General features: G+C 64.6%; 16 protein-coding genes and 1 tRNA gene. 12 read left to right on the top strand and 5 right to left on the bottom strand.

The genetic code is table 11. The features are described 5' to 3' along the window. Positions 1 to 162 precede the first annotated feature (162 nt). On the top strand, positions 163 to 636 hold the full coding sequence (locus ACEN9G_RS15975; protein ID WP_413338572.1) for a hypothetical protein: 474 nt from the start codon (positions 163 to 165) through the stop codon (positions 634 to 636). Positions 637 to 642: 6 nt separating this feature from the next. Here ACEN9G_RS15975 and ACEN9G_RS15970 read toward each other — a convergent pair whose 3' ends face one another. After that, complete coding sequence (locus ACEN9G_RS15970) at positions 643 to 2,601, bottom strand: APC family permease (RefSeq protein ID WP_413338574.1); 1,959 nt, start codon at positions 2,599 to 2,601, stop codon at positions 643 to 645. A gap of 140 nt (positions 2,602 to 2,741) precedes the next feature. Between ACEN9G_RS15970 and ACEN9G_RS15965 the strand changes: the two genes are divergently transcribed. Further along, positions 2,742 to 2,826 (top strand) — tRNA-Leu (locus tag ACEN9G_RS15965). A gap of 95 nt (positions 2,827 to 2,921) precedes the next feature. Here ACEN9G_RS15965 and ACEN9G_RS15960 read toward each other — a convergent pair. Next, on the bottom strand, positions 2,922 to 3,056 hold the full coding sequence (locus ACEN9G_RS15960; protein WP_495605559.1) for a type IV toxin-antitoxin system AbiEi family antitoxin domain-containing protein: 135 nt from the start codon (positions 3,054 to 3,056) through the stop codon (positions 2,922 to 2,924). Positions 3,057 to 3,294: 238 nt separating this feature from the next. Here ACEN9G_RS15960 and ACEN9G_RS15955 point away from each other — a divergent pair, with 238 nt between their 5' ends. From ACEN9G_RS15955 to ACEN9G_RS15925, 7 genes are all read left to right on the top strand, one after another. After that, positions 3,295 to 5,049, top strand: coding sequence for a class I SAM-dependent methyltransferase (locus ACEN9G_RS15955; protein WP_413338578.1), 1,755 nt, complete (start codon positions 3,295 to 3,297; stop codon positions 5,047 to 5,049). A gap of 10 nt (positions 5,050 to 5,059) precedes the next feature. Further along, a complete protein-coding gene (locus ACEN9G_RS15950) occupies positions 5,060 to 5,608 on the top strand; it encodes a DUF2726 domain-containing protein (protein WP_413338580.1) in 549 nt (182 codons plus the stop codon). A gap of 488 nt (positions 5,609 to 6,096) precedes the next feature. Further along, positions 6,097 to 7,521, top strand: coding sequence for a DUF6861 domain-containing protein (locus ACEN9G_RS15945; protein WP_413338582.1), 1,425 nt, complete (start codon positions 6,097 to 6,099; stop codon positions 7,519 to 7,521). An 11-nt stretch (positions 7,522 to 7,532) separates the two neighbouring features. Continuing rightward, positions 7,533 to 8,138, top strand: coding sequence for a GAD-like domain-containing protein (locus ACEN9G_RS15940; protein WP_413338584.1), 606 nt, complete (start codon positions 7,533 to 7,535; stop codon positions 8,136 to 8,138). 84 nt (positions 8,139 to 8,222) lie between these two features. Then, the gene (locus tag ACEN9G_RS15935) at positions 8,223 to 8,828 is read left to right on the top strand and encodes a GAD-like domain-containing protein (protein WP_413338585.1); all 606 of its coding nucleotides are present in this window, start codon (positions 8,223 to 8,225) and stop codon (positions 8,826 to 8,828) included. Between the two features lie 83 nt (positions 8,829 to 8,911). Next, a complete protein-coding gene (locus tag ACEN9G_RS15930) occupies positions 8,912 to 9,523 on the top strand; it encodes a GAD-like domain-containing protein (RefSeq protein ID WP_413338587.1) in 612 nt (203 codons plus the stop codon). A 56-nt stretch (positions 9,524 to 9,579) separates the two neighbouring features. Then, complete coding sequence (locus ACEN9G_RS15925; RefSeq protein WP_483126754.1) at positions 9,580 to 10,497, top strand: XAC2610-related protein; 918 nt, start codon at positions 9,580 to 9,582, stop codon at positions 10,495 to 10,497. A 390-nt stretch (positions 10,498 to 10,887) separates the two neighbouring features. Here the strand turns inward: ACEN9G_RS15925 and ACEN9G_RS15920 are convergent, their stop codons facing one another. After that, entirely contained in the window at positions 10,888 to 12,282 is a 1,395-nt protein-coding gene (locus ACEN9G_RS15920; RefSeq protein WP_413338590.1) for a hypothetical protein, read from the bottom strand. Beyond that, positions 12,257 to 13,306: a hypothetical protein gene (locus tag ACEN9G_RS15915; protein ID WP_413338591.1), complete on the bottom strand. Its 1,050-nt coding sequence runs from the start codon at positions 13,304 to 13,306 to the stop codon at positions 12,257 to 12,259. Before ACEN9G_RS15915 ends, ACEN9G_RS15920 begins: the two co-directional genes overlap by 26 nt. Positions 13,307 to 13,401: 95 nt before the next feature. Here ACEN9G_RS15915 and ACEN9G_RS15910 point away from each other — a divergent pair, with 95 nt between their 5' ends. After that, positions 13,402 to 14,511, top strand: coding sequence for a helix-turn-helix transcriptional regulator (locus tag ACEN9G_RS15910; protein ID WP_413338593.1), 1,110 nt, complete (start codon positions 13,402 to 13,404; stop codon positions 14,509 to 14,511). A gap of 64 nt (positions 14,512 to 14,575) precedes the next feature. On the opposite strand, the gene ACEN9G_RS15905 is transcribed toward ACEN9G_RS15910, so the two are convergent. Continuing rightward, complete coding sequence (locus ACEN9G_RS15905) at positions 14,576 to 15,316, bottom strand: substrate-binding periplasmic protein (protein ID WP_413338595.1); 741 nt, start codon at positions 15,314 to 15,316, stop codon at positions 14,576 to 14,578. Positions 15,317 to 15,538: 222 nt separating this feature from the next. On the opposite strand from ACEN9G_RS15905, the gene ACEN9G_RS15900 reads away from it, so the two are divergent. Together ACEN9G_RS15900 and ACEN9G_RS15895 are read left to right on the top strand one after the other, a co-directional pair. Beyond that, positions 15,539 to 18,895 (top strand): MHYT domain-containing protein, encoded by a 3,357-nt coding sequence (locus ACEN9G_RS15900; RefSeq protein WP_483126753.1) that lies wholly within the window; start codon positions 15,539 to 15,541, stop codon positions 18,893 to 18,895. After that, on the top strand, positions 18,892 to 19,914 hold the full coding sequence (locus ACEN9G_RS15895; protein ID WP_413345293.1) for a response regulator: 1,023 nt from the start codon (positions 18,892 to 18,894) through the stop codon (positions 19,912 to 19,914). Before ACEN9G_RS15900 ends, ACEN9G_RS15895 begins: the two co-directional genes overlap by 4 nt. Positions 19,915 to 19,945 lie beyond the last annotated feature (31 nt).

Here is a 19,945-nt window from a genome sequence, read left to right as displayed (position 1 = left end):
CATTTCTGAATAGAAAAGAATTTTCCGACCAGGAACCTTTTATTCCAGAACAATTCTTCTCGGAAAAGGCGAATTTGAGGAAGGTCAATCCGCCCCGGGGGCGCTTGATCAAAATGGGGTTTGTAATCGGTCCCTGCCGTCGTTGAACGTAAGGAGTGCGACATGAAAAGCGTGACGTTTTCCGAAATCGAGCGCGTCCGGAAGGGAGCGCATCGCCCCACCTCCCCCGCCCCCGCGCAACACCGGGTACTTCTCCTGCTGAGCATGGTGCTGGGCCTGCCCGCGCTGGCCTTCGCCTTCCACCTCATCGATCCGACGGCGCCGCTCGGCTACATCGTCGTGCCGGTACTGCTGGGCGGCCTGCTGCCGGCGATCGCGCCCACGCTCCTTGGCCGCTTCGAGGTCACGACCCGCTTTTCGGCCTGCCACCTGGTCGGCACCCTGGACGATGCGATGGAAAGTCTCGGCTACGCGCCGGCCGAACGCGGCCCCGGCACCGTGCGCTACCGCATGCGCGCAGCACGCTGGCCCGCTGGAAAGAACGCCGACATCACGGTGACGGTGCGCGACCACATGCTCGAAGTCGCCGGCCCCGTGCGCACGCTGCATGCGTTGCGCCGGCAACTCAGCTGCTGACCCGCGTCACACCTTCATCGGCAGGATCACCATCTGCAGGCCTTCCAGGTGCAGCCGGCGCTGCACCGCCAGCGACGCCTGGTTGTGCAGCAGCCGCGTGAACCAGTTATCGGATGCGAAGATCAATTTACTGGTGAAGAAAATCGAGTTCGGATACTCGCGGTTGATCTGCTCGCACATGCGGGTCACCTCTTCCACCGCATCCGTGCCGAAGCCGATGTAGGACGCCGACGCCATCCCGTGGCTCTGGCAGAAATCGACAAAGTATTCCAGCGTCCGCGCCGCATCCTTCCGCATCTTTTCGAGCGCGCCCTCGCCGCCATAGGCGTGGGCGTCGACCGTGCGTGCGTTCACGAACAGGAAATTCTTGAAGTGGCCGGGGAACATGCGCAGCACCCACAGCAGCGCGTGCAGGCCGCCGCCGCGCGAGTTACCGACGATGAAGACGGCCGTCTGCGCATCCGGTTCCGGATCGACGGCTTCCTTCACCGGGCCGAACGGCTGGTTGGCGAATACGCGGTCGACGGAACGGATGGCGCGCTTGGTTTCGCGGTAGTGGTTGCGGATGAAGATGCACAGGCCCGCGATGGCCGCGATGATCAGCGCCGTGGCCCAGCCGCCCTGCGTAAAACGTTCGACGAGCAGCACGGCGAGGATGCCGGCACAGATGATGAAGCCCGTCAGCGACAGCAGGAAGCGCCGGATCCAGCGCGCGTCCTTGCGATGCCGCCACCAGTACAAACACAGGCCGAACAGCGAGATCGCGAACGTGAGGAACACGGAGATCGAATACAGCACGACGAGCAGCGTCACCTGGCCGCGCGTCCAGAACAGGATCGCCAGCGCGGCGATGCCCATCACGAGGATGCCGTTCTGCGTGACGAGGCGCGTGGACAGGTAGCGGAACTGGTGCGGCACCCACGAATCGCCCGCCATGTTCGACAGCACGGACGGCCCGCCGAGGAAGCCGGTATTCGCCGCCACGAACAGGAGCCCGGCCTCGAACGCGAGGACGACGGCCAGCACGATCTGGTTCACCAGTTCGCCGCCCAGGCCCATGCTGGCGATGATGCGGCGGAAGGTGGTCGCGTTCAGCGTCTCGCCCGCGGTCGGCTGCGCATCCCACAACAGGTACAGCAGGATGATGCCGCCGGCCGTGACGGCCAGCGACAGCGCCATGTAGAACATCGTCATCTTGCCTGTGCGGACACGTGGCTCGGCCAGCAGGTTGACGTTGTTCGACACGGCCTCGAGGCCCGTATAGGTACCACCGCCCTGCGAGTACGCGAGCAGCAGCATGCCGGCCACGCCGGCCCAGCCGATCTCGCCGGCCAGCGAACCCGTCTCGGCCACCGTACTGGGCACGAGCTGCGGCAGGTGCGACGCATGCGCGACGATGCCGTACACGATCAGCACGAGGTGGGTGGCGACGAAGCCGAGGAAGATCGGCAGCAGGATCTGGATCGCCTCCTTCAGCCCGCGCAGGTTCATCACGATCAGGAGGCCGATGAAGAACGCCTCGGCCCAGAGTTTATAGGGCTGGAAGCCGAGCGGCAGGAACGACGCGAGCGCATCGACGCCGGACGCGATCGAGATCGCGATGGTCAGCACGTAGTCGAGGATCAGGGCGGCGCCGGACACGAGGCCGAGATACGGCCCGACGAGCTTGGTGGCCACGCGGTAGCCGCCGCCCCCGGTCGGGAACAGTTCGATCACCTGGTTGTAGGCGAGCGCGATGATGAAGACGGTGACGGCGGTGGCGACGGCCATGTAAAGGCCGAGGTGGGTGTGGGCGCCGAGCGCGCGAAAGGTTTCTTCCGGACCGTACGACGAGGAGGACAAGCCGTCCGCCCCGAGCCCGACCCAGGCAAGGAAGGCGACCAGGGCCATCGAGTGACGCGTCTCGCTCTTCATGGGGTCGAGCGGCTTGCCGAGGATGATCTCGCGTATTTTCTTATTCTTCATCGTACAGGCCGCCTTGCCGGACGGCGCGTTTGCTCAGGTAGGCAAGATCATACGCCGGAACGCCCCCTGCGCCCACTGCGGGCGCACGCACTCTGGTCAGTTTTGCATTCCATGTGCTAATATGCGCGCCTGCGCTTGCAGCCTCTGTGGCGGAATTGGTAGACGCACTTGACTCAAAATCAAGCGCCGAAAGGCGTGCCGGTTCGATTCCGGCCGGAGGCACCACCTACTCATCCGTAGTAGTCCCGCAAAGTCCAAGAAACCGCGTTTCTCCCTCTGGGAACGCGGTTTTTTTGTGCGCCGAAGTTTGAGCTCGTCCATTACCAGCCATCGTTTTTGTCGTAGGCGGATGCTGCGCTGTCGGGCAAAGCATACAAGCCGCGACCCAGCTCGAGCAGCCGGCCTTCGTCGGTCAGCGACGCGAGTAGTGCGAGCGATACGCCGGCGCAGTCCACAGCGCGTGTACTCGGCACGCCCTTGGATCGTGCCAGCTCAAGAATTTGGTCGGCCTGGAGGTTTATCTCACCACCCCATACAAAACCTCGACCGGCGTCGCGCAAAGAGGCGGGATTTCGTCATGACGGAATTTGTCCTGCCAACCTTGCCAAAGGTTGCCCATTTGAATCAAAAATATAGATATTGAACAGCTCCGCATTACAATAGCAATTAGCTCAACAGCAACGACAACAGTCGATGTCAGCTATCCCCTATTACGAACAGCACGCAACTCGGCTGGTTACTCAATACGAGTCGCTGTCTTTTGAGGACGTTCACGCGGACCTGATCGGCATACTGCCGGCGCCGGGCAGCACGGTCCTCGATATCGGCGCAGGTTCCGGCCGGGACGCGGCGTGGCTCGCGGCAAAGGGATACGACGTCGTGGCCGTCGAGCCATCCGAAGCCATGCTCGCCCACGCGCGCGCAAAACACACGTCGAGCCGGATCCAATGGCTGTCCGACAGCCTGCCTGACCTCGCGAACGTGCGCCGCCTCGGCTTGAGCTTCGACCTCATCCTGCTGTCCGCCGTCTGGATGCACATTCCTCCATCCGATCGCCAGCGTGCGTTGCGCAAGCTGGCGACGCTGCTGGCGCCGAAAGGACGCATCGCGATCAGTCTCCGGCTCGGTGCGCCCGACACCGAACGCGCGATGCACGAGGTCTCGCTACTGGAACTGGCCGGCCTTGCCCAGCAATTCGGGCTACGCATCGTCCACGCCAGCGACAGCCAGGACAAGCTGGGACGAAGCGAAGTGTCGTGGACGAACGTCGTGCTGGGGCTCCCCGACGACGGCCTGGGTGCCCTGCCCCTGCTGCGGCACCTGATCCTCGTGGACGAAAAGTCGTCGACGTACAAGATCGCGCTGCTGCGCGTACTGGCCCGCATCGCGGATACCGCGGCGGGGCTGGCCCGCTACGACGCGGAATCCGTGGTCGTGCCGTTGGGTCTTGTATCGCTCTTTTGGCTGCGCATGTACAAGCCCCTGATCGAACATGCCCTGCCCCAGATGCCGCAGAGGACCGGCCCCGGTTTCGTCACCAACAGCTTCACCTCGCTGCGGTCCGTGACCGCGGTCGAACTGCGGATCGGCTCCGTGTTCGGCGACCAGACGGCGAAGCACCTGCACCAGAGTCTTTCCGAGATTTCGCAGGTGATCCGCAATATGCCCGCGAACTACCTGCGCTGGCCCGCGAGCGACAAGCCGATCTTCGACGTCACGCGGCGCCGCATGGTGCCGACGCCGTCCCCGCTGCAAATCGACGAAGCCTTCCTGTGGAGTCTCGGCGACTTCCGCATCCCACTCGAGATCTGGCATGCGCTCACGCATTACAACGTGTGGATCGAGCCCGTGCTCGTGTCGGAGTGGGTCAGGCTGATCGAGTCCTACTGCAACGACGGTCGACCGGACGTTCGCGCCCTCGCCCACTCGCTGCTCGCATGGGTCGATCCCGCACGCGACACCAGCTTCGCCAGGGCGGCGGTCGACCGCATGCGCGCGGCCGGCAAGCCGGTGTACTGCGTCTGGTCCGGCGCGCGCCTGCGCGACGAGTACGACGTCGACCACTGCTTCCCGTTCGCTGCCTGGCCCTGCGGAGACGCGTGGAACCTGATGCCGGCATCACGGCAGGTCAACATCCAGAAATCGAACCGGCTCGTCACCCAGGCCGCGCTGGAACGCGCCAGCGACACCATCAGCAGCTGGTGGAACGACGCCTTCCTGAGCCAGGGCGACGGTCTGAGGCGCCAGTTCTTCCTCGAGGCGTCGCAGACGCTGCCGATTCTCGTGGCCACGCCGGAGCCGGCCGACGTCATCGACGCGATGAAAGTCCATCGCATCAGGTTGAGCAAGGATCAGGGACTGCGCCCTTGGGAGCCCGCCTATGCTGCCGGTCGCAACCGGGCTGCGGCCGCAAGCCTCCCTTCAATGCATCAACCGATTATCGAATGAGTTCGCCAACATGAAAATTATCCTGATCCTCCTCGTGCTGGCCGTGCTGCTGGTCGCCGTCGTCGCTGCACAGTCGAAGAGTGCGAAAAAAACCAGCCGGACCGGGACATACCGCCAGCGCAAACTTATGACCGATAACGAGGAAGAGTTTTTCGGCCGGCTCGTCGTGGCGCTTCCCGATCACTACATTTTCCCGCAAGTCGCAATGTCCGCCTTGCTGGATGCGGCAAGCAGCGACAAGAAGGAAGCCCATAGCGACAGGATGAGCATCGCCCAGCAGCGCGTCGATTACGTCGTCTGCACCCGACGCTGCGAGGTAGTCGCCGTCGTCGAACTGGACGACAAAACGCACTCACGCGCAAAGGATGAACTGCGGGACGCACGACTCGAACAGGCGGGGATACGGACCGTCCGCTTCCAGGCCCGTAACAAGCCAAAGGTCGAGGCCATCCGGAGCATGATTCTCGGCCCCACGATGACCAAAGCCGGCAAGGCCACGACCGAACACACTGGTCAGGGTGCCACCCCTGCCGGCGCTACGCCGTTCATTCCGCAATAGTCCGCCCGCGCGCCAGATTTCGTCATGACGAAATTTGTGGTCCGGGCCGCCGCGATGCCAGTTGCTCCTTCTCTTCGAACAAGAGCGACTTGAAGCTGCAGCGCGGTCATGGTGAACATCCGGATTTCGTCGCGACGAAATTTGTACGCATCCTTCCTTAGCATCGCTTGTAAAGATGCTCTCCCTGATGCAAGGCCCCTCCATTCCCGACTGGGTATCGCTGCAAATAAATGGATGACACGAATAAGGGCTCTAAGCAACCATGCCGGCGAGCCTAAGGTTCTTGTCTATCGAGCGCGGGTAGCCGGGGCATTCGGATATCATGCCGGGCGGTAACTCGACCGAGTTAGCGCTGTCGTCTGCAGGTGCGTCTGCTCCGTGTCGCCGCCTTCTTTTTGGCGGCGCCAACGTAGTTCTGTCGACGACAGCTGCGACTCCGGGCGACGTGCAGTGGGCGATATCGGACGGTGTGCGCAAGGGGACTGACGATGCAGGAAGTGTCACGTGTCTGGAACGATCTGAAGCGAAAAGAAGACCAGTTGACGTGGAGCGGTGGCTATCCTGGTCACGGCGAACAGTACGACAGTATGGGGCGGACCGCCGGCACCTCGGCTCACCTGGGCGGCGCGTGGGGCTATGACCAGCTCGGCCGAGTAAGCCGTGTGCGCAAGGCGCTGCACGACTCCGGGCCGCTGGCGCAGCGCATGATCGTCGAGCGCCTCGCTGGTATCGACTTGTCGATGATCGCGTCCATCCTCGTATCGGCGTGCCAGGACCTGGCACTGATCTACGGTGGCTCGACCGTTATCGGTGGATTCATCGGCGGTATCGGCGGCGCCTTCTTCGGCGGTATCGGCGCAGTACCGGGCGCCGCAGCCGGCGCTGCGGCGGGCAGCTACGTCGGCGGCCTTGTTTTGAGCGTGCTGGGCCTGAAGTCGCTGGTGGAAGGCATCGCAGAGGCGATACCAGCCGCGCTGCGGCACTACCAGAAGGGAATCGCGGAGGCATGGGGCCCCGAGCGGCAGGACGACCGCTTGCGTCTGGGCCTGGGTGTGCGCGGCGACACGGCCGCGGCAGCGTTCGACCTCGCCAACGGCCACGTGATCGTGATGATGGCGATCCTGTCCGTCATGACGGCGTATATGTCGCGAGGGAAGGCTGACCGGGCGGTCCTGCTGAGCGAAATCGAGCGTAGCCCCCGGCTTGGTCCGCGCGTCGCGGCCTGGGTCGAGCAGAACGAAGAACGGCTGCGCCGCCAACCGGCGCTGCAGGCGACCCATGGAGGCGCTGGCGGTCATCACGGGACGGCGCAGGAGCCGCCGCCATCGCGGCCGCGTGACGGACGACGCGAGAGCGAGGGCTCCCGCCCGCTCCTGATGCCGACGGCGAGGGTTCCGTGTTTCAAGACCAACGGCTTGCCGTCGACACGCTTTCCTGAATTCGACCGCCAGCTGGCCGGGCAGGAGACCGGGCTCAACGCCATGTCGGTGGCCGATTACCTCGATGGTCGCGACGCGTTCGAAACCCGCACGGTGGTGCGCAATCCGAATATGGCGCGCACGGCCCGTGCAACCCATAAAGGCAAGTTGGAACGCAAGTTCTTCAACACACTGCGCAATCAGGGATTGTCTGGCCTCGAAGCGACGGCGAAGGCCGCCGAGATGGCGACCGACCAGATGAAAGTCCTCGCCGCACTGCATAATCCGGATATGGTCGCCGGCGGGAGGGACGTGATCGCCGGGTTTGGCGACCGCTCGATCAATTCGCGTATCGGAGCACAATGGAAGGCGTGGACTAAAGAGAACGGCATGAGAACCACTCGACTGGCCGAGCTGGACAAAGCCGCCGAACGCGTACCCGAATCGCTGCGCACTACGATGAAAATGAACGCAAAACTTGAACGCTGCAAATGAGGATGCCCAATATGGATGAGGATTTCGCTCTTTTTCTGACGCATTTTGGACCGCCGATTGACAGGCGCTACGTGCCGCCCTCGACGATCGATCGTTACCGCGGAAAACTCCCTGACCAGTTGCTGGCGTACTGGGAAGAGTACGGCTGGTGCGGCTATGCGGATGGGTTATTCTGGACCGTGAATCCCCAGGAGTACGAGCCGGCGCTGGAGGCATGGATCGGCGAGACCCCGTTCATGGAGCAGGACGCCTACCACGTCATAGCACGCAGCGCTTTCGGCACCCTATACCTCTGGGGCGAAGAGACCGGCGACACACTCAACGTGATGGCGCCGGCCTCGACCTGTTTCACCTCGCCTCCCGACGACGACATCGACCGTGATTTCCAAATGCGTTTGTTCTTTGGGGGGATGTCGCGCGGGGCCAATGATGTCGAGGGCCTGTTCGCGCAGGCGTTGCAACAGTTGGGGCGCCTCGCGTACGACGAAATGTACGGCTTCGTTCCGGCGCTCGCGCTCGGTGGCGCTCTAACGCTTTCCAACCTGCGCAAGGTCAAAGCGGTCGAGCACCTCGTTATCCTTGCACAACTTGCACCGCTTCACGTAACTGAAATCTGACCGGGCGGGCGCCGTCCGGCCGCGTGACCGGCCTCAGTGTAGGCTCGCGCTGGCGCAGCCGCTTCCCGTCAAAGGACGCTTGACATGGACGAAGATTTCGCCTGCTTCTTGGCAGATTTTGGACCGGCGATCGATAAGCGCTACGTACCGCCATCGACGATCGCGCGCTATCGCGGCAAACTGCCGGACCAGTTGTTAGCGTACTGGGACGAGTACGGCTGGTGCGGCTATGCGGATGGGTTGTTCTGGACCGTCAATCCTCAGGAATACGAACCTGCGCTCGAAGCGTGGATCGGCGATACGCCATTCATGGAACAGGACGCCTACCACGTCATCGCACGCAGCGCTTTCGGTAAGCTTTACCTCTGGGGCGAAGAGACCGGGGACACACTCAGCATATTCGCGCCAGCCTCGACCTGTTTCGCATCGTCTCCCGACAACGACATCGACCGCGATTTCGAAATGCGTTTGTTCTTTGGGGGAATGTCGCGCAAGGGCATTGACGTCGAGGGCCTGTTCGCGCCGGCCCTGCAGCAATTAGGGCGCCCCGCGCACGACGAAATGTACGGCTTCGTTCCGGCGCTCGCGCTGGGCGGCGCTCTAACGCTCTCCAACCTGCGCAAGGTCAAGACGGTCGAGCACCTCGTCCTCCTTGCACAGCTTGCGCCGCTTGACGTAACCGTAATGTGATCGGGCGGGCGCCGTCTAGCCGCGTGACCGGCCTCAGTCCAGGCCGTGATGGCGCAGCCGCTTCCTGCCAAAGGACCCTTGATATGGATGAAGATTTCGCCTGCTTCTTGGCAGAGTTTGGACCGGCAATCGATAAGCGCTACGTGCCGCCATCGACGATCGCGCGCTATCGAGGCAAACTGCCGGACCAGTTGTTAGCGTACTGGGACGAGTACGGCTGGTGCGGCTATGCGGATGGGTTGTTCTGGACCGCCGATCCTCAGGAATACGAACCTGCGCTCGGTGCGTGGATCGGCGATACGCCGTTCATGGAACAGGACGTGTATCACGTCATCGCCCGAAGTGCGTTCGGCACGCTTTACCTCTGGGGCGAGCAAACCGGTGACACGCTGCGTATCTTTGCGCCTGCGTCATGCGGTTTCTCATCGGCGGCTGACAACGACGTCGATCGGGATTTCCAAATGCGCGTCTTCTTTGGTTCGCTGTGGCGCGACACTAACGACGTCGAAGGACTATTCGCGCCGGCGCTCAAGCAGTTGGGCCGTCTGGCACACGACGAAATGTACGGCTTCGTTCCCGCATTGGCGCTCGGAGGCGCGCCCACGCTAGCCAACCTGAAAAAGGTCAAGGCGGTCGAGCACCTCGTTATCCTAGCGCAGATCGAGCCCCTTTACGTGACCGAAACCGGAATCTGATCGGGCGGGCGCCATCCGGCCGTGTGATCGGCCTTTGGTCCAGTCCCCGCTTTTAAATGAAAGACGAAGTCGACAACATGAAGAAACGCTTCTCGTGCTTGGCCGTGGCCGGCGCCTTCTTAAACATGCCGTCCGCCTTCGCGGCAAACGAACCGTCGAAGATAGAAAGCGTCGCGCTGAACGCTGTCCGCAAACCGCCGACACGCTACGAAGGGACTCTGTCCAACAAGCGCATCCTGATGGTTCTGTCACAGCAGGGGGCGACTGTCGAGGGCGCCTACGCCTACGTGAAACAAGGCGCCAACGAAGCACCACGCTGGATTGATTTGAACGGCACCGCGACAGCCATTGGCAGCGTGACGCTGGTCGAAAAATTCAAGGATAAAATGACGGGCCAGTTCGACGGCAAAATCGCCGGCAACGTCTTTTCGGGGATGTGGCGTTCGCCGGAAGGCAAGAGCCTGGAATTCACGGCGACCGCCGTCGGGGTGCCAGGCAATCTCAAGATCTTCGCCCGTGTCGCGCGTACGAACGGCGACATGAAGTTGAAGGGAATCGACATCTATCGCGACCAGAAGCTGACGCAATCGCTCCCGGCCGACGCCAACATCTTCACATCGCTCCCGAATCTCCGGTACGACAACCGCGACATGAATTTCGACGGTTATCCCGATCTCGCGGTACCAGTCGAGAATGGAGAACAACTCTACTGGCTGTACGACCCGGCACAACTCCGCTACGTGGACGCGCCGGCGTCGCTGCGCGACATTAACGTCACGCACACACGGTACAGCACCAATGAAATCATCGAGGAGTGGAGCGGCGGGTCAAAGTCTAAAGGTATGAATGTTTACAAATACGCGGGCGGCAAATATTGCCCGATCGAGGAAACCACAGTGTCCGGCGAACCCGAGACAGCGAAGACCAGCACGAAAAAATATCCAGTGTCGCAATGCAAGGCCAAGGAAGACTGACGGCGCGCGAGGTAGTGATGCGCTTCAGTCGGCGTCGTAACGCAGACCGTCCCGCTGCTGCTCGCATTTGCCTAGAAACGACAGTGAACCAAGATCCGCGACAAAGGTCAAAGTGATCAGCGGGATTCCGCGTTAGAAACCCGCACCCATACCCTAAACGGCTGTGTATCCACACGTGTATCCATGCCACAGATGAGCTTGCCAAGAAAACCCAGCTGCCGCGCGTCCGCCAGCCGACTCATCGATTCCGGCCGGAACCTACTCATCCGTAGTAACCCGCAAAGTCCAAGAACCCGCGTTTCTCCCTCCGGGAACGCGGTTTTTTTGCGCGCCGAAGTTTGAATCAGCAGTCCGCTCCTGATTGCGCGGCGCCCGCCGGATTCACTGCGTTCAGAGAAAACGCAAGCGGATCGGGTATACGCCAGTGATGGATTCCACGCAGCCTTCAGCGACCAGAATCGGCGCCAGCACGGACGCCAGCCTGCGCGACTTGGCCGGGTAGTGTTGATCGATCCAGTAGCCAAGCGTGTCGGGCTCGACATCGCCGGTCATGTTGGCACCGAGACCAGCTTCCGCGCCCGCTGGAAAATCGTTCAGAAAATCCTGCAGGAAGTCGCTGTCGATGGTGAATGGCGTCTCGCTCCAGTCACCCGAAAACCCGATGTGGACGTTGCCCGCGTAGCTGATGTTGGGTGTCTTGCCGTTCAGCGTGCTGATCAGCGTACGCGGCAAACCCGCATGATCGCGCCTGAGCCGTGCTGCGCCCGCCCGCTGGATGTGCTTGCGTTGCCGCTCGTCGATGCCCGCACCCGGCGCGTTCTGCTTCAGGCAGCTGACGTCGTAGCCGATCATGAACAGGCTCGCTTCGAACGCATGCATGCGGTCTTCGGCCGCCTCTCCCGCGAACAGCCCGGGCGCCTTCTCCGACACCGCAGCCATCAGCCAGCCAAGCCGGATCTTTGCGCCGCACCAGTCGGCGGCCGTCGCGGCGGCAGCGGCGGGCGCGTACGACAGCACGCCGGGGCTCTGCGCATCCGCGAACAGGCTGTGCACGGAGCGGTCGGACGGTATCGCCGGAAAGGCCAGTTCGGACGGCAGCGGTGCGCCTGCCTTGCCCTGCGAGCGGCGCCACAACTCGACGAGCGCAGCGATCGCCGCCGCGACCCGCGAATCGTAAATCGGCAATCCATCGTGCGATGCGAGCGCGTGGACCTTGGTCAGCATCGAATTCATCTTCGTAGCCTGCGGCCGACTGGCGTCAACGACGGCGACGTCGAGCGCGAATGCGCGGCTCGACGTGCCCAGGTATTCCGCCAGCTTTCCCTCCGCATGCAACGCTTTCAGAAACGGCATGGCGCCTTTTGCATCGTTACGGTTGCCACCCCAAGCGAGAACCCGGCGGCAGGCGTCCAGCACCTCGTCCTCGTTGCGGCCGGCGATGGCCCGCTTCAACGCATCGCCCAGCTCGTGCAGGTAATCCCGCGTTTCCTGCCAGTTGCCTGTTTCGCTGCCCTTCGTACGCCAGCGGTAATGCCGCAGCAAGTCCAGTCCAGATGCGTCCGTACGGATGCCGCCGGGGACGAAGCGCGACGATTTGATGTCGAGCCGGATCGACAGGCTACGGTAGTGTTCAGCCAGCCAGTCCGTGAATGCGGCGACGTCCGACGACGCGATAAATGCGTTTCTGTTCATGCGAAAATCTTTCTTTAAAGAAACTACAATCCGAATTATAGCAATGCGGGTCGAGCGCGCGTATCGGTCAAAAATAACGCCAGCGCTCGTCATCGAACCTGGCGCCCGGGGGCACGAGGCCGGCGTCGATCAATGTGCGGAAGAGCAAAGTCCTGAGTTCATCCGCACTGGCCGCGGTGTATTCGCCGTTGTGATGCGATTGCGCGGGAATGAAGCGCGCCGACCGCTTCGCCGGATCTTCTTCCGCGATGTCGACGGTTACGTGGATGATCAGCCCCGGCGTCCCGTCCGCCGGCCGGATCCCGCGCGTGCCGATTGTCGCGAACGTATGGTCGCGGCTGACGTACACGGCCAGGCCACCCGGCAGCTCCCTGACCGGTTCATGCTCCTCGTGCAGGGTCCTGACGCTGTAGAAGAAACCCATGGATGCGGGCCCGGGCGTCGAACGCGGATGCAGCAAGGCGCCCACCGACGGACACCGCTGGACGAAACACCCGCCGAGTGCGGCATACACCTGGTTCAGAGCCGTCTGCACCTGCCGGATGGTTCGGTCGTTCAGCGTGCGCACGTACGCCGGCGCCAGCTCGAACTGCTGCTGTTCGATGGAGGCCTCGTCCCCACCCCACCGGGCCGGATGTGGATCGATCGGCAGAACGGTGCGCGCCAGCGTGCGTCCGTCCGGCGCGACGCATCCCGACCGGTAGTGCGCCTGCACGCCGCGGTACCACCGGCTCTCCGGCGCGAAATGGCGGTCCACGATTTGTACCAGCGTTGGATTGCCGGGGATCACGAGCCGGTCGCGCACGACGTCCGCGAGTAGCGCCACCGTCGTGTGCACATGTCCGTCGACGCGGGCGAAGCACGCATTCGCATCCGCGATCCTGTCCGCGTCGACCGTGTCGTCGGCGTGGATAAACCCGCGCGCGAGATGTCCGGCCAGCCGGTTGACTTCACGGCAAAGCCCGTCGACTTCGACGTACACGCGGTAATACACTGGCCAGTGCCGGACGATTACGTGCGGACCGGCAAACATGCCGAACACGAGATTGCCCAGCTCCGTCAGTTCGCGCAGCAGGCATGGCGCGCTCGTCGCCTGCGTGATCGTCGTCTGCTTCAATGCGTTCTCCTTTCGATATCCGGTTCCCGCGGCTTGTTGCCCTGCACCGGTACCGATATAGTGCGACGGATTAGCGACAAAATACGCCGGAAACCATGCCCAGAGATTCCACCGAACGACAGCTGGCCCGCAGGCTGGCGATCATCGACCTGTTGCCCCTTCTGCCCGAGCACGGTACCGGACAGGGCGCGACAGTCGACCAGCTCATTACCAGGCTGGGCGACGCCTTCGCGGTGGATCGGCGCACGTTCGAACGTGACCTGCGGGACCTCGCCGACCCGCAGGGTCCGTGGCGGCGACAGTTCGGCCTCGAGGTGGAGTCCCGTCCCAGCGCGGACGACGGAAGGGTCAACGAATGGTTCACCACCGCGCATAGCAAGATCCCCCTGTTCAAATCCGTGACGGCCGTCGACGCGTTGGTGGCCAGCTTCGCCCGCCAGGAACTGGGGCCGTTCCTGCCGCGCGACGCGCGCCGGGCGCTGGACGAGCAGGTCGCGACGATCGAACGGAAACAGCGGCATCTGCACCAGACCGACGCGCATCGGCAGGCCATCGCCTACCAGGACAAGATCCGCCGCCTGCCGGACGGCCGGCCGATGGGACCTGGCAAGGTAGCTCCAGCGCATCTGCAGACCGTCAACGACGCCTTGATGAAGAACCTGATGCTGCGTCTCGTCTACCGCGCGGCCAGGTCCGAGGTGAACAGGACGCATCGCGTGTATCCCGTCGGCCTCGTGATCCATGATCGCACGCTGCGCCTGCTGGCTGTCGACGAGGCCGATGTCACCAAGGATCCAGCGGCGATGACGGTCAAGAGTTTCCACCTTCACCGCATGCGGGAAGCGACCCTGGACGATCCGGTCGCGCGCAACATCAGGGTACCCACGCTGGACGAGGCGCTCGCGCGCGGCACGCTGGAGATGTGGTCGAAGGGCCGTATCACCCTGCACCTGCGCTTCGCTGGCGGCGAGAACGCGGACGTCTTCGCGCGTACACTGGAAGAGATGCCGTTGTCCGACGACCAAACCATCTTCCTCAACACGGCCGGACAACGGGAATTGATGGCCACCGTGACCAATACGTCGACGCTGCGCCGCATGTTGCAAAGCATGGCCCGCGAAGCCAAGGTGCTGGCGCCGGACGATCTCAAACAGGAGATATGCGCCTTCCTGGCCGAGGCGCTCGCCTTGCAACAGGGCGACTGACGGAACGGCCAGGCAGGCTTGACCGGCATGTCGGTCGCCTGCCCGATCCCGGCCGCATGGACGGTCAGCGCGACTTCACGCCCCAGTCGTCGTACTTGTGCACGATCGCGCGCGAGGTCCCGTCGTGTTCCATGGCTTCCAGGGAACCGTTCATGCGCGCGACGAGCGCATCCGGCACGGCGCGGTTGCAGGCCAGGTAGACGCGGATGCGGTTGAACACGAGGACGGGGACCACCTTGCCCGTGTAGCCCAGGCGGTCGAGCGTGAGGCTGCCGCGACGGATGCTGGCGGCCCACAGGTCGATGCGGTCCATCATGAGCTTGCGGGGATTGATCAGGTCGTTCGGCGCGGGGTCGACGTTGAAGCCGCGCGCGCGCAGGAACTGGTCGCGCGCGTCGCCGTTGTAGGTGCCCACGCGGTAGGCGCGCGCGTCGTCCAGGGTGCGCACGTCGAAGCGGCGGCCGGCGCGGCCCATCAGGACCCATTCGGCCTCGCCGATCGGTCCGATCCATTTGAAATGCGGTTCGCGCTCGGGCGTGCGCGTGGTCGAATAGACGCAGGCGTCCTTGTGTTCCAGCGCGGCCGTGTAGGCGCGCTTCCAGGGCAGCAGGTCGATCGAATAGGCGATGCCGGAGCGGACCATGATCTCGCGCACCATGTCGGTACCGATCCCCGTCACGCGGTCGCCTTCGCGCATGCTGTACGGTGCCGAGGTCTCGGTGGTCAGGTACAGCCGCGGCGCCGGCTCCGCCCACGCCCACGCGCAGGCTACCGCCAGCAATGCGGCAAGAACTGTCGTTTTCATACGTTCGCACCCAGTGCGGGCGTCCCCGGCGGACAACCCGTTTAACTAGCATAGCAGCAACATCGAGAACGCGGCAACGCGTAACAAGCCGGCAATATTGACTGCTCACCGGTAGCGTATTTGCGACATTTTGCCGGCTCGTTCGGCATTTAATTCTTACAAGCAAGACTTTCAGTGGTGAAAGTGCCATACTTTGGTCATTCTCACCAAAAATCACACGCCATGCTGTCCGTGTTCACGCTTCCTTCCGATCCGTCGCTGCTCAGCTACGGGCTGTACACGCCGAAGCTCGTCGCGTTGTCCATCCTCGTCGCCATCTTCGCATCCTGGATGGGCCTGCAGATCGCCGGCCAGGCCGCCGCCAATCGCGCCCAGCGCTGGATCATCCTCGCCACCGGCAGCCTCGCGCTCGGCGCCGGCGTGTGGGCCATGCACTTCATCGGCATGCTCGCGTTCGACCTGTGCACGGAGGTCGACTACGACCCGTCCGCCACCATCCTCTCCAGCCTGCCGAGCATCGGCGCCTCGTTCGTGGCGCTGACCCTGATCGCGCGCGAGCGCCTGGGCGGCTGGGGCCTGCTGGCCGGCGGCGTGATCGTCGGCGCGGGCATCGGCGTGATGCACTACGCGGGCATGACCGGCATGCAGATGGGCCTGGAATTGCGCTACGACCCGCTCATGTTCGGCCTGTCGATCGTCGTCGCCGTCGTGCTGGCGACGCTGGCCCTGTGGGTGCGCTTCGGCCTGTCCAGCCTGTCGCACCGGCTGAGCGAACAACGCCGCCTGCTCCTGGCCGCCATCGTGATGGGCTGTGCCATCGCCGGCATGCATTACACGGGCATGGCCGCGGCGCGCTTCGTCGGCCACACGGTAACGCCGGCGACCCACACGACCAGCACCTTCCTCGCACTGGCGATCACGCTGATCACCGTCGCGTTCACCGTCTTCGTGCTGGCCGCCAACGGCCTGCTGCGCTACCGCCAGCTGTTCCGCGAACTGTCGCGCAGCGAGGCGTGGATGCGGGCACTGCTCACCACCACCGTCGACGGCGTGATCACGGTCGACCGCCAGGGCACCATCCGCGAATTCAATGCCTCGGCCGAACGCATCTTCGGCTGGCGCCGCGACGAGATCGTCGGCCACAACATCCGCCTCGTGATCGGCAACGAAACCGCGTCCGAGGAAGTCGGCCTGCTGCACTCGCTGCGCACGGGCCAGATCAGCCCCGGCGCGCGCGGCGCCGACGTGACGGGCCGCTGCAAGGACGGCAGCATCGTGCCGATCCGGCGCGCCCTCGGCCATGCGCGCCTGGACGGGCAGGACCTGTTCGTCTGCTTCATCACCGACATCACCGACCGGCGCAAGATGGAGCAGGCGCTGCGCGCCAGCGAGCAGCAGTTCCGTTCGCTGATCGGCAACATTCCCGGCATCTCGTATCGCAGCAGCCTGATCGAAGGCGAGGCGCCGATGCTGTTCATCAGCGACGCCGTCGAGCGCATCACCGGCTATCCGGGCCGCGACTTCCTGGGCGCGGCGCCGCGCCGCACGTTCGCGCCGCTGATCCACGCGGCCGACCGCGTGCGCGTGTCGGAAACGATCGCCACCGCGCTGCGCGAGGACCGGCCGTACCTCGTCGAATACCGTTTATTGCATGCGGACGGCAGCACTCGCTGGATGTGGGAAAACGGCACCGGCGTGCGCAACGAGGCGGGCGAGCTGTGCTGGCTGGACGGCGTCATCCTCGACATCACGGAGCGGCGCGAGATAGAAGACGCGCTGCGGGTGGCGAAGGAAAACGCCGAACAGGCGGCCGCGGCGCGCGCGAGCTTCGTCGCCAACATGAGTCACGAGATCCGCACGCCGATGAATGCCATCCTCGGCTTCACCGACGTGCTGCTGGACGGCGAACTGAACGCCGACCAGCGCCGCCACCTGGACACGATCCGCAGCTCGGGCCGCGCCCTGCTGCGCCTCCTCAACGAGATCCTCGACACCGCCAAGCTGGAAAAAGGCGCGGTGGAGCTGGAACAGAACGACTACAACCTGCTGTCGCTGATCGACGAGCTGTCGTCGACGCTGGCGGCCAACGCGCGCGCCAAGGGCCTGCACGTCGACATCCATTACGATCCGGCGCTGCCGACCTGCCTGCGCGGCGACGAGCTGCGCGTGCGCCAGGTGCTCACCAACCTGCTCGACAACGCGATCAAGTTCACGGAACAGGGCAGCGTCACCCTGCGCGCCGACCTGAAGGACGAACACCTGCATTTCACGATCAGCGACACCGGCATCGGCATCGCGCCGGAGCGCCTGGCCGCCATCTTCGAACCGTTCACCCAGGCCGACGCGTCGATGACGCGCCGCTTCGGCGGCACGGGCCTCGGCACCACGATCTGCAAGCAGCTCGTCGAGCTGATGGGCGGCCGCATCTGGGCCGAGAGCGAACCAGGCCGCGGCACGACGTTCCACGTCGTGCTGCCGCTCGTACTGGCGCGCTTCGCTCCGCAGCAGCCGCGCGTGCGCACGGCCGCCGCCCTGCCGCCGCTGCGCGTGCTGGTGGCGGACGACGTGCCGCAGAACCAGGAACTGCTGCAACTGCTGCTGGCGCGCCGCGGCCACACGATGACGGCCGTCGGCGACGGTGCCGCCGTCGTCGAGATCGCGGCCCGCGAGCGCTTCGACGTCATCCTGATGGATTTCCAGATGCCGACGCTGGACGGTCTCACCGCCACGCGCATGATCCGCGAACAGGAAGCCGCCGGCGGCCGGACGCGCGTGCCGGTCATCGCCATGACCGCCAGCGTGCTGGCCGAGCACCGCCGCGCCAGCGTCGAGGCGGGCATGGACGGCTTCGCGACCAAGCCGGTCGACTGGTTCGCGCTGTCGCACGAGATCGCGCGCGTGCTGGGCCTCGGCCCCGGCCACCAAGCGGACGACCTGCCGGCGCAGGAACGCCAGACCCTCAACCGCCACGCCGGCCTGCGCCGCTGGAGCGACAAGGAAGACGCGTGGCTGGAAGCCCTCGCCCACTTCGCCGCCCAGCACGACGGCCTCGGCGCCACGCTCGCGGCCCAAGCCACGGCGGCCGACTACCGCGCGCTGCGCATGCACGCGCACAAGGTGCGCGGCGTCGCCGCCAACCTCGGCCTGGAACTGCTGGCCGATGCGCTGGCCAGGCTGGAAGGCCTCGTCGACGGCGACAGCGGCAAGCTGTATCCCGCCGCCGAGCCCACGCTGGAAGCGTCGCTGGACGACCTCTGCGGCCTGCTCGACGCCGCGCTGGACGCGATCCGCGCCGCCCTGCCCCAGCCGGCCGCCGCCAAGCCGCAGGCGGCCCGCCCCGTGGCCGACCTGGACCGCGCACGCCGCGCCGCCAACGTGCTGCGCGACGCGCTCAAGCGCGGCGGCCTGGACGACGCCGCGCTGGCGGGCCTCGCCGCCGCCACGAGCGGCCATCCGCTCGCCTCCCGCGTCGCGCAAGTCCACGCCGCCATCTCCGATTTCGACTTCGACCTCGCCCTGCAACAACTTGACACCGTGCTGGCCGCCATCGACGAGCCGGCACAGGAGACCATCGAATGACCACCGTCAACCAACCGCTGATCCTCGCGGTCGACGACGAGGCCAGCAACCTGCAGCTGCTGCGCCAGATCCTGCAAGACCACTACCGCCTGCGTTTCGCCAAGGACGGCCCACGCGCGCTCGAACTGGCGCGCGAAGAGACGCCCGACCTGGTCCTGCTCGACGTGATGATGCCCGGCATGAGCGGCTACGAAGTGTGCGCCGCCCTCAAGGCCGATCCGGCGCTGGCCGCCGTCCCCGTCATCTTCGTCACCGCGCTCAACGACACGAGCGACGAGGTGGAAGGCTTCGAGGCCGGCGCCGTGGACTACATCACCAAGCCCGTCAGCCCGCCGATCGTGCGCGCTCGCGTGCGCACCCACCTGTCGCTCGTGCGCATGGAAGAATTGCGCGCGTCGCGCCTGGAGATCGTCCAGCGCCTCGGCCTGGCCGCCGAATACAAGGACAACGAGACGGGCCTGCACGTCATCCGCATGAGCCACTTCGCGCGCATCCTTGGCCTCGCGGCCGGCATGACGGAAGCGGAAGCGGACGACCTGCTGCACGCCGCGCCGATGCACGACGTGGGCAAGATCGGCATTCCCGACCGCGTGCTGCAGAAACCCGGACCGCTCGATCCGGACGAATGGAAGATCATGCAGAGCCACGCGCGCATCGGCGCCGAGATCATCGGCCACCACGACCACGGCGTGCTGGCGCTGGCGCGCAACATCGCGCTCACGCACCACGAGAAATGGGACGGCAGCGGTTATCCGAACGGCCTGGCCGGCAAGGACATTCCGCTCGAAGGCCGCATCTGCGCCATCGCCGACGTGTTCGACGCGCTGACGTCGATCCGACCGTACAAGAAGGCGTGGACGGAACAAGAGGCGCTCGACTTCCTCGTCAAGCAGAAGGGCAAGCACTTCGATGCGGAACTGGTCGACCTGTTTCTCGCGCAGATGCCGGCGATCCGCGCGATCCGCGAGCGGTGGGCGGAGCAGGACGCGGTGCCGGCGCCGATCGCCGTGGCGGCGTGATATGCATGGTGGGCACCCCGTGCCCACGCGT

This window comes from Massilia sp. Masssp94 (assembly GCF_059491305.1).
Note: the sequence above shows the minus strand (reverse complement) of the source record. Positions and strands in the feature narration are given on the sequence as shown.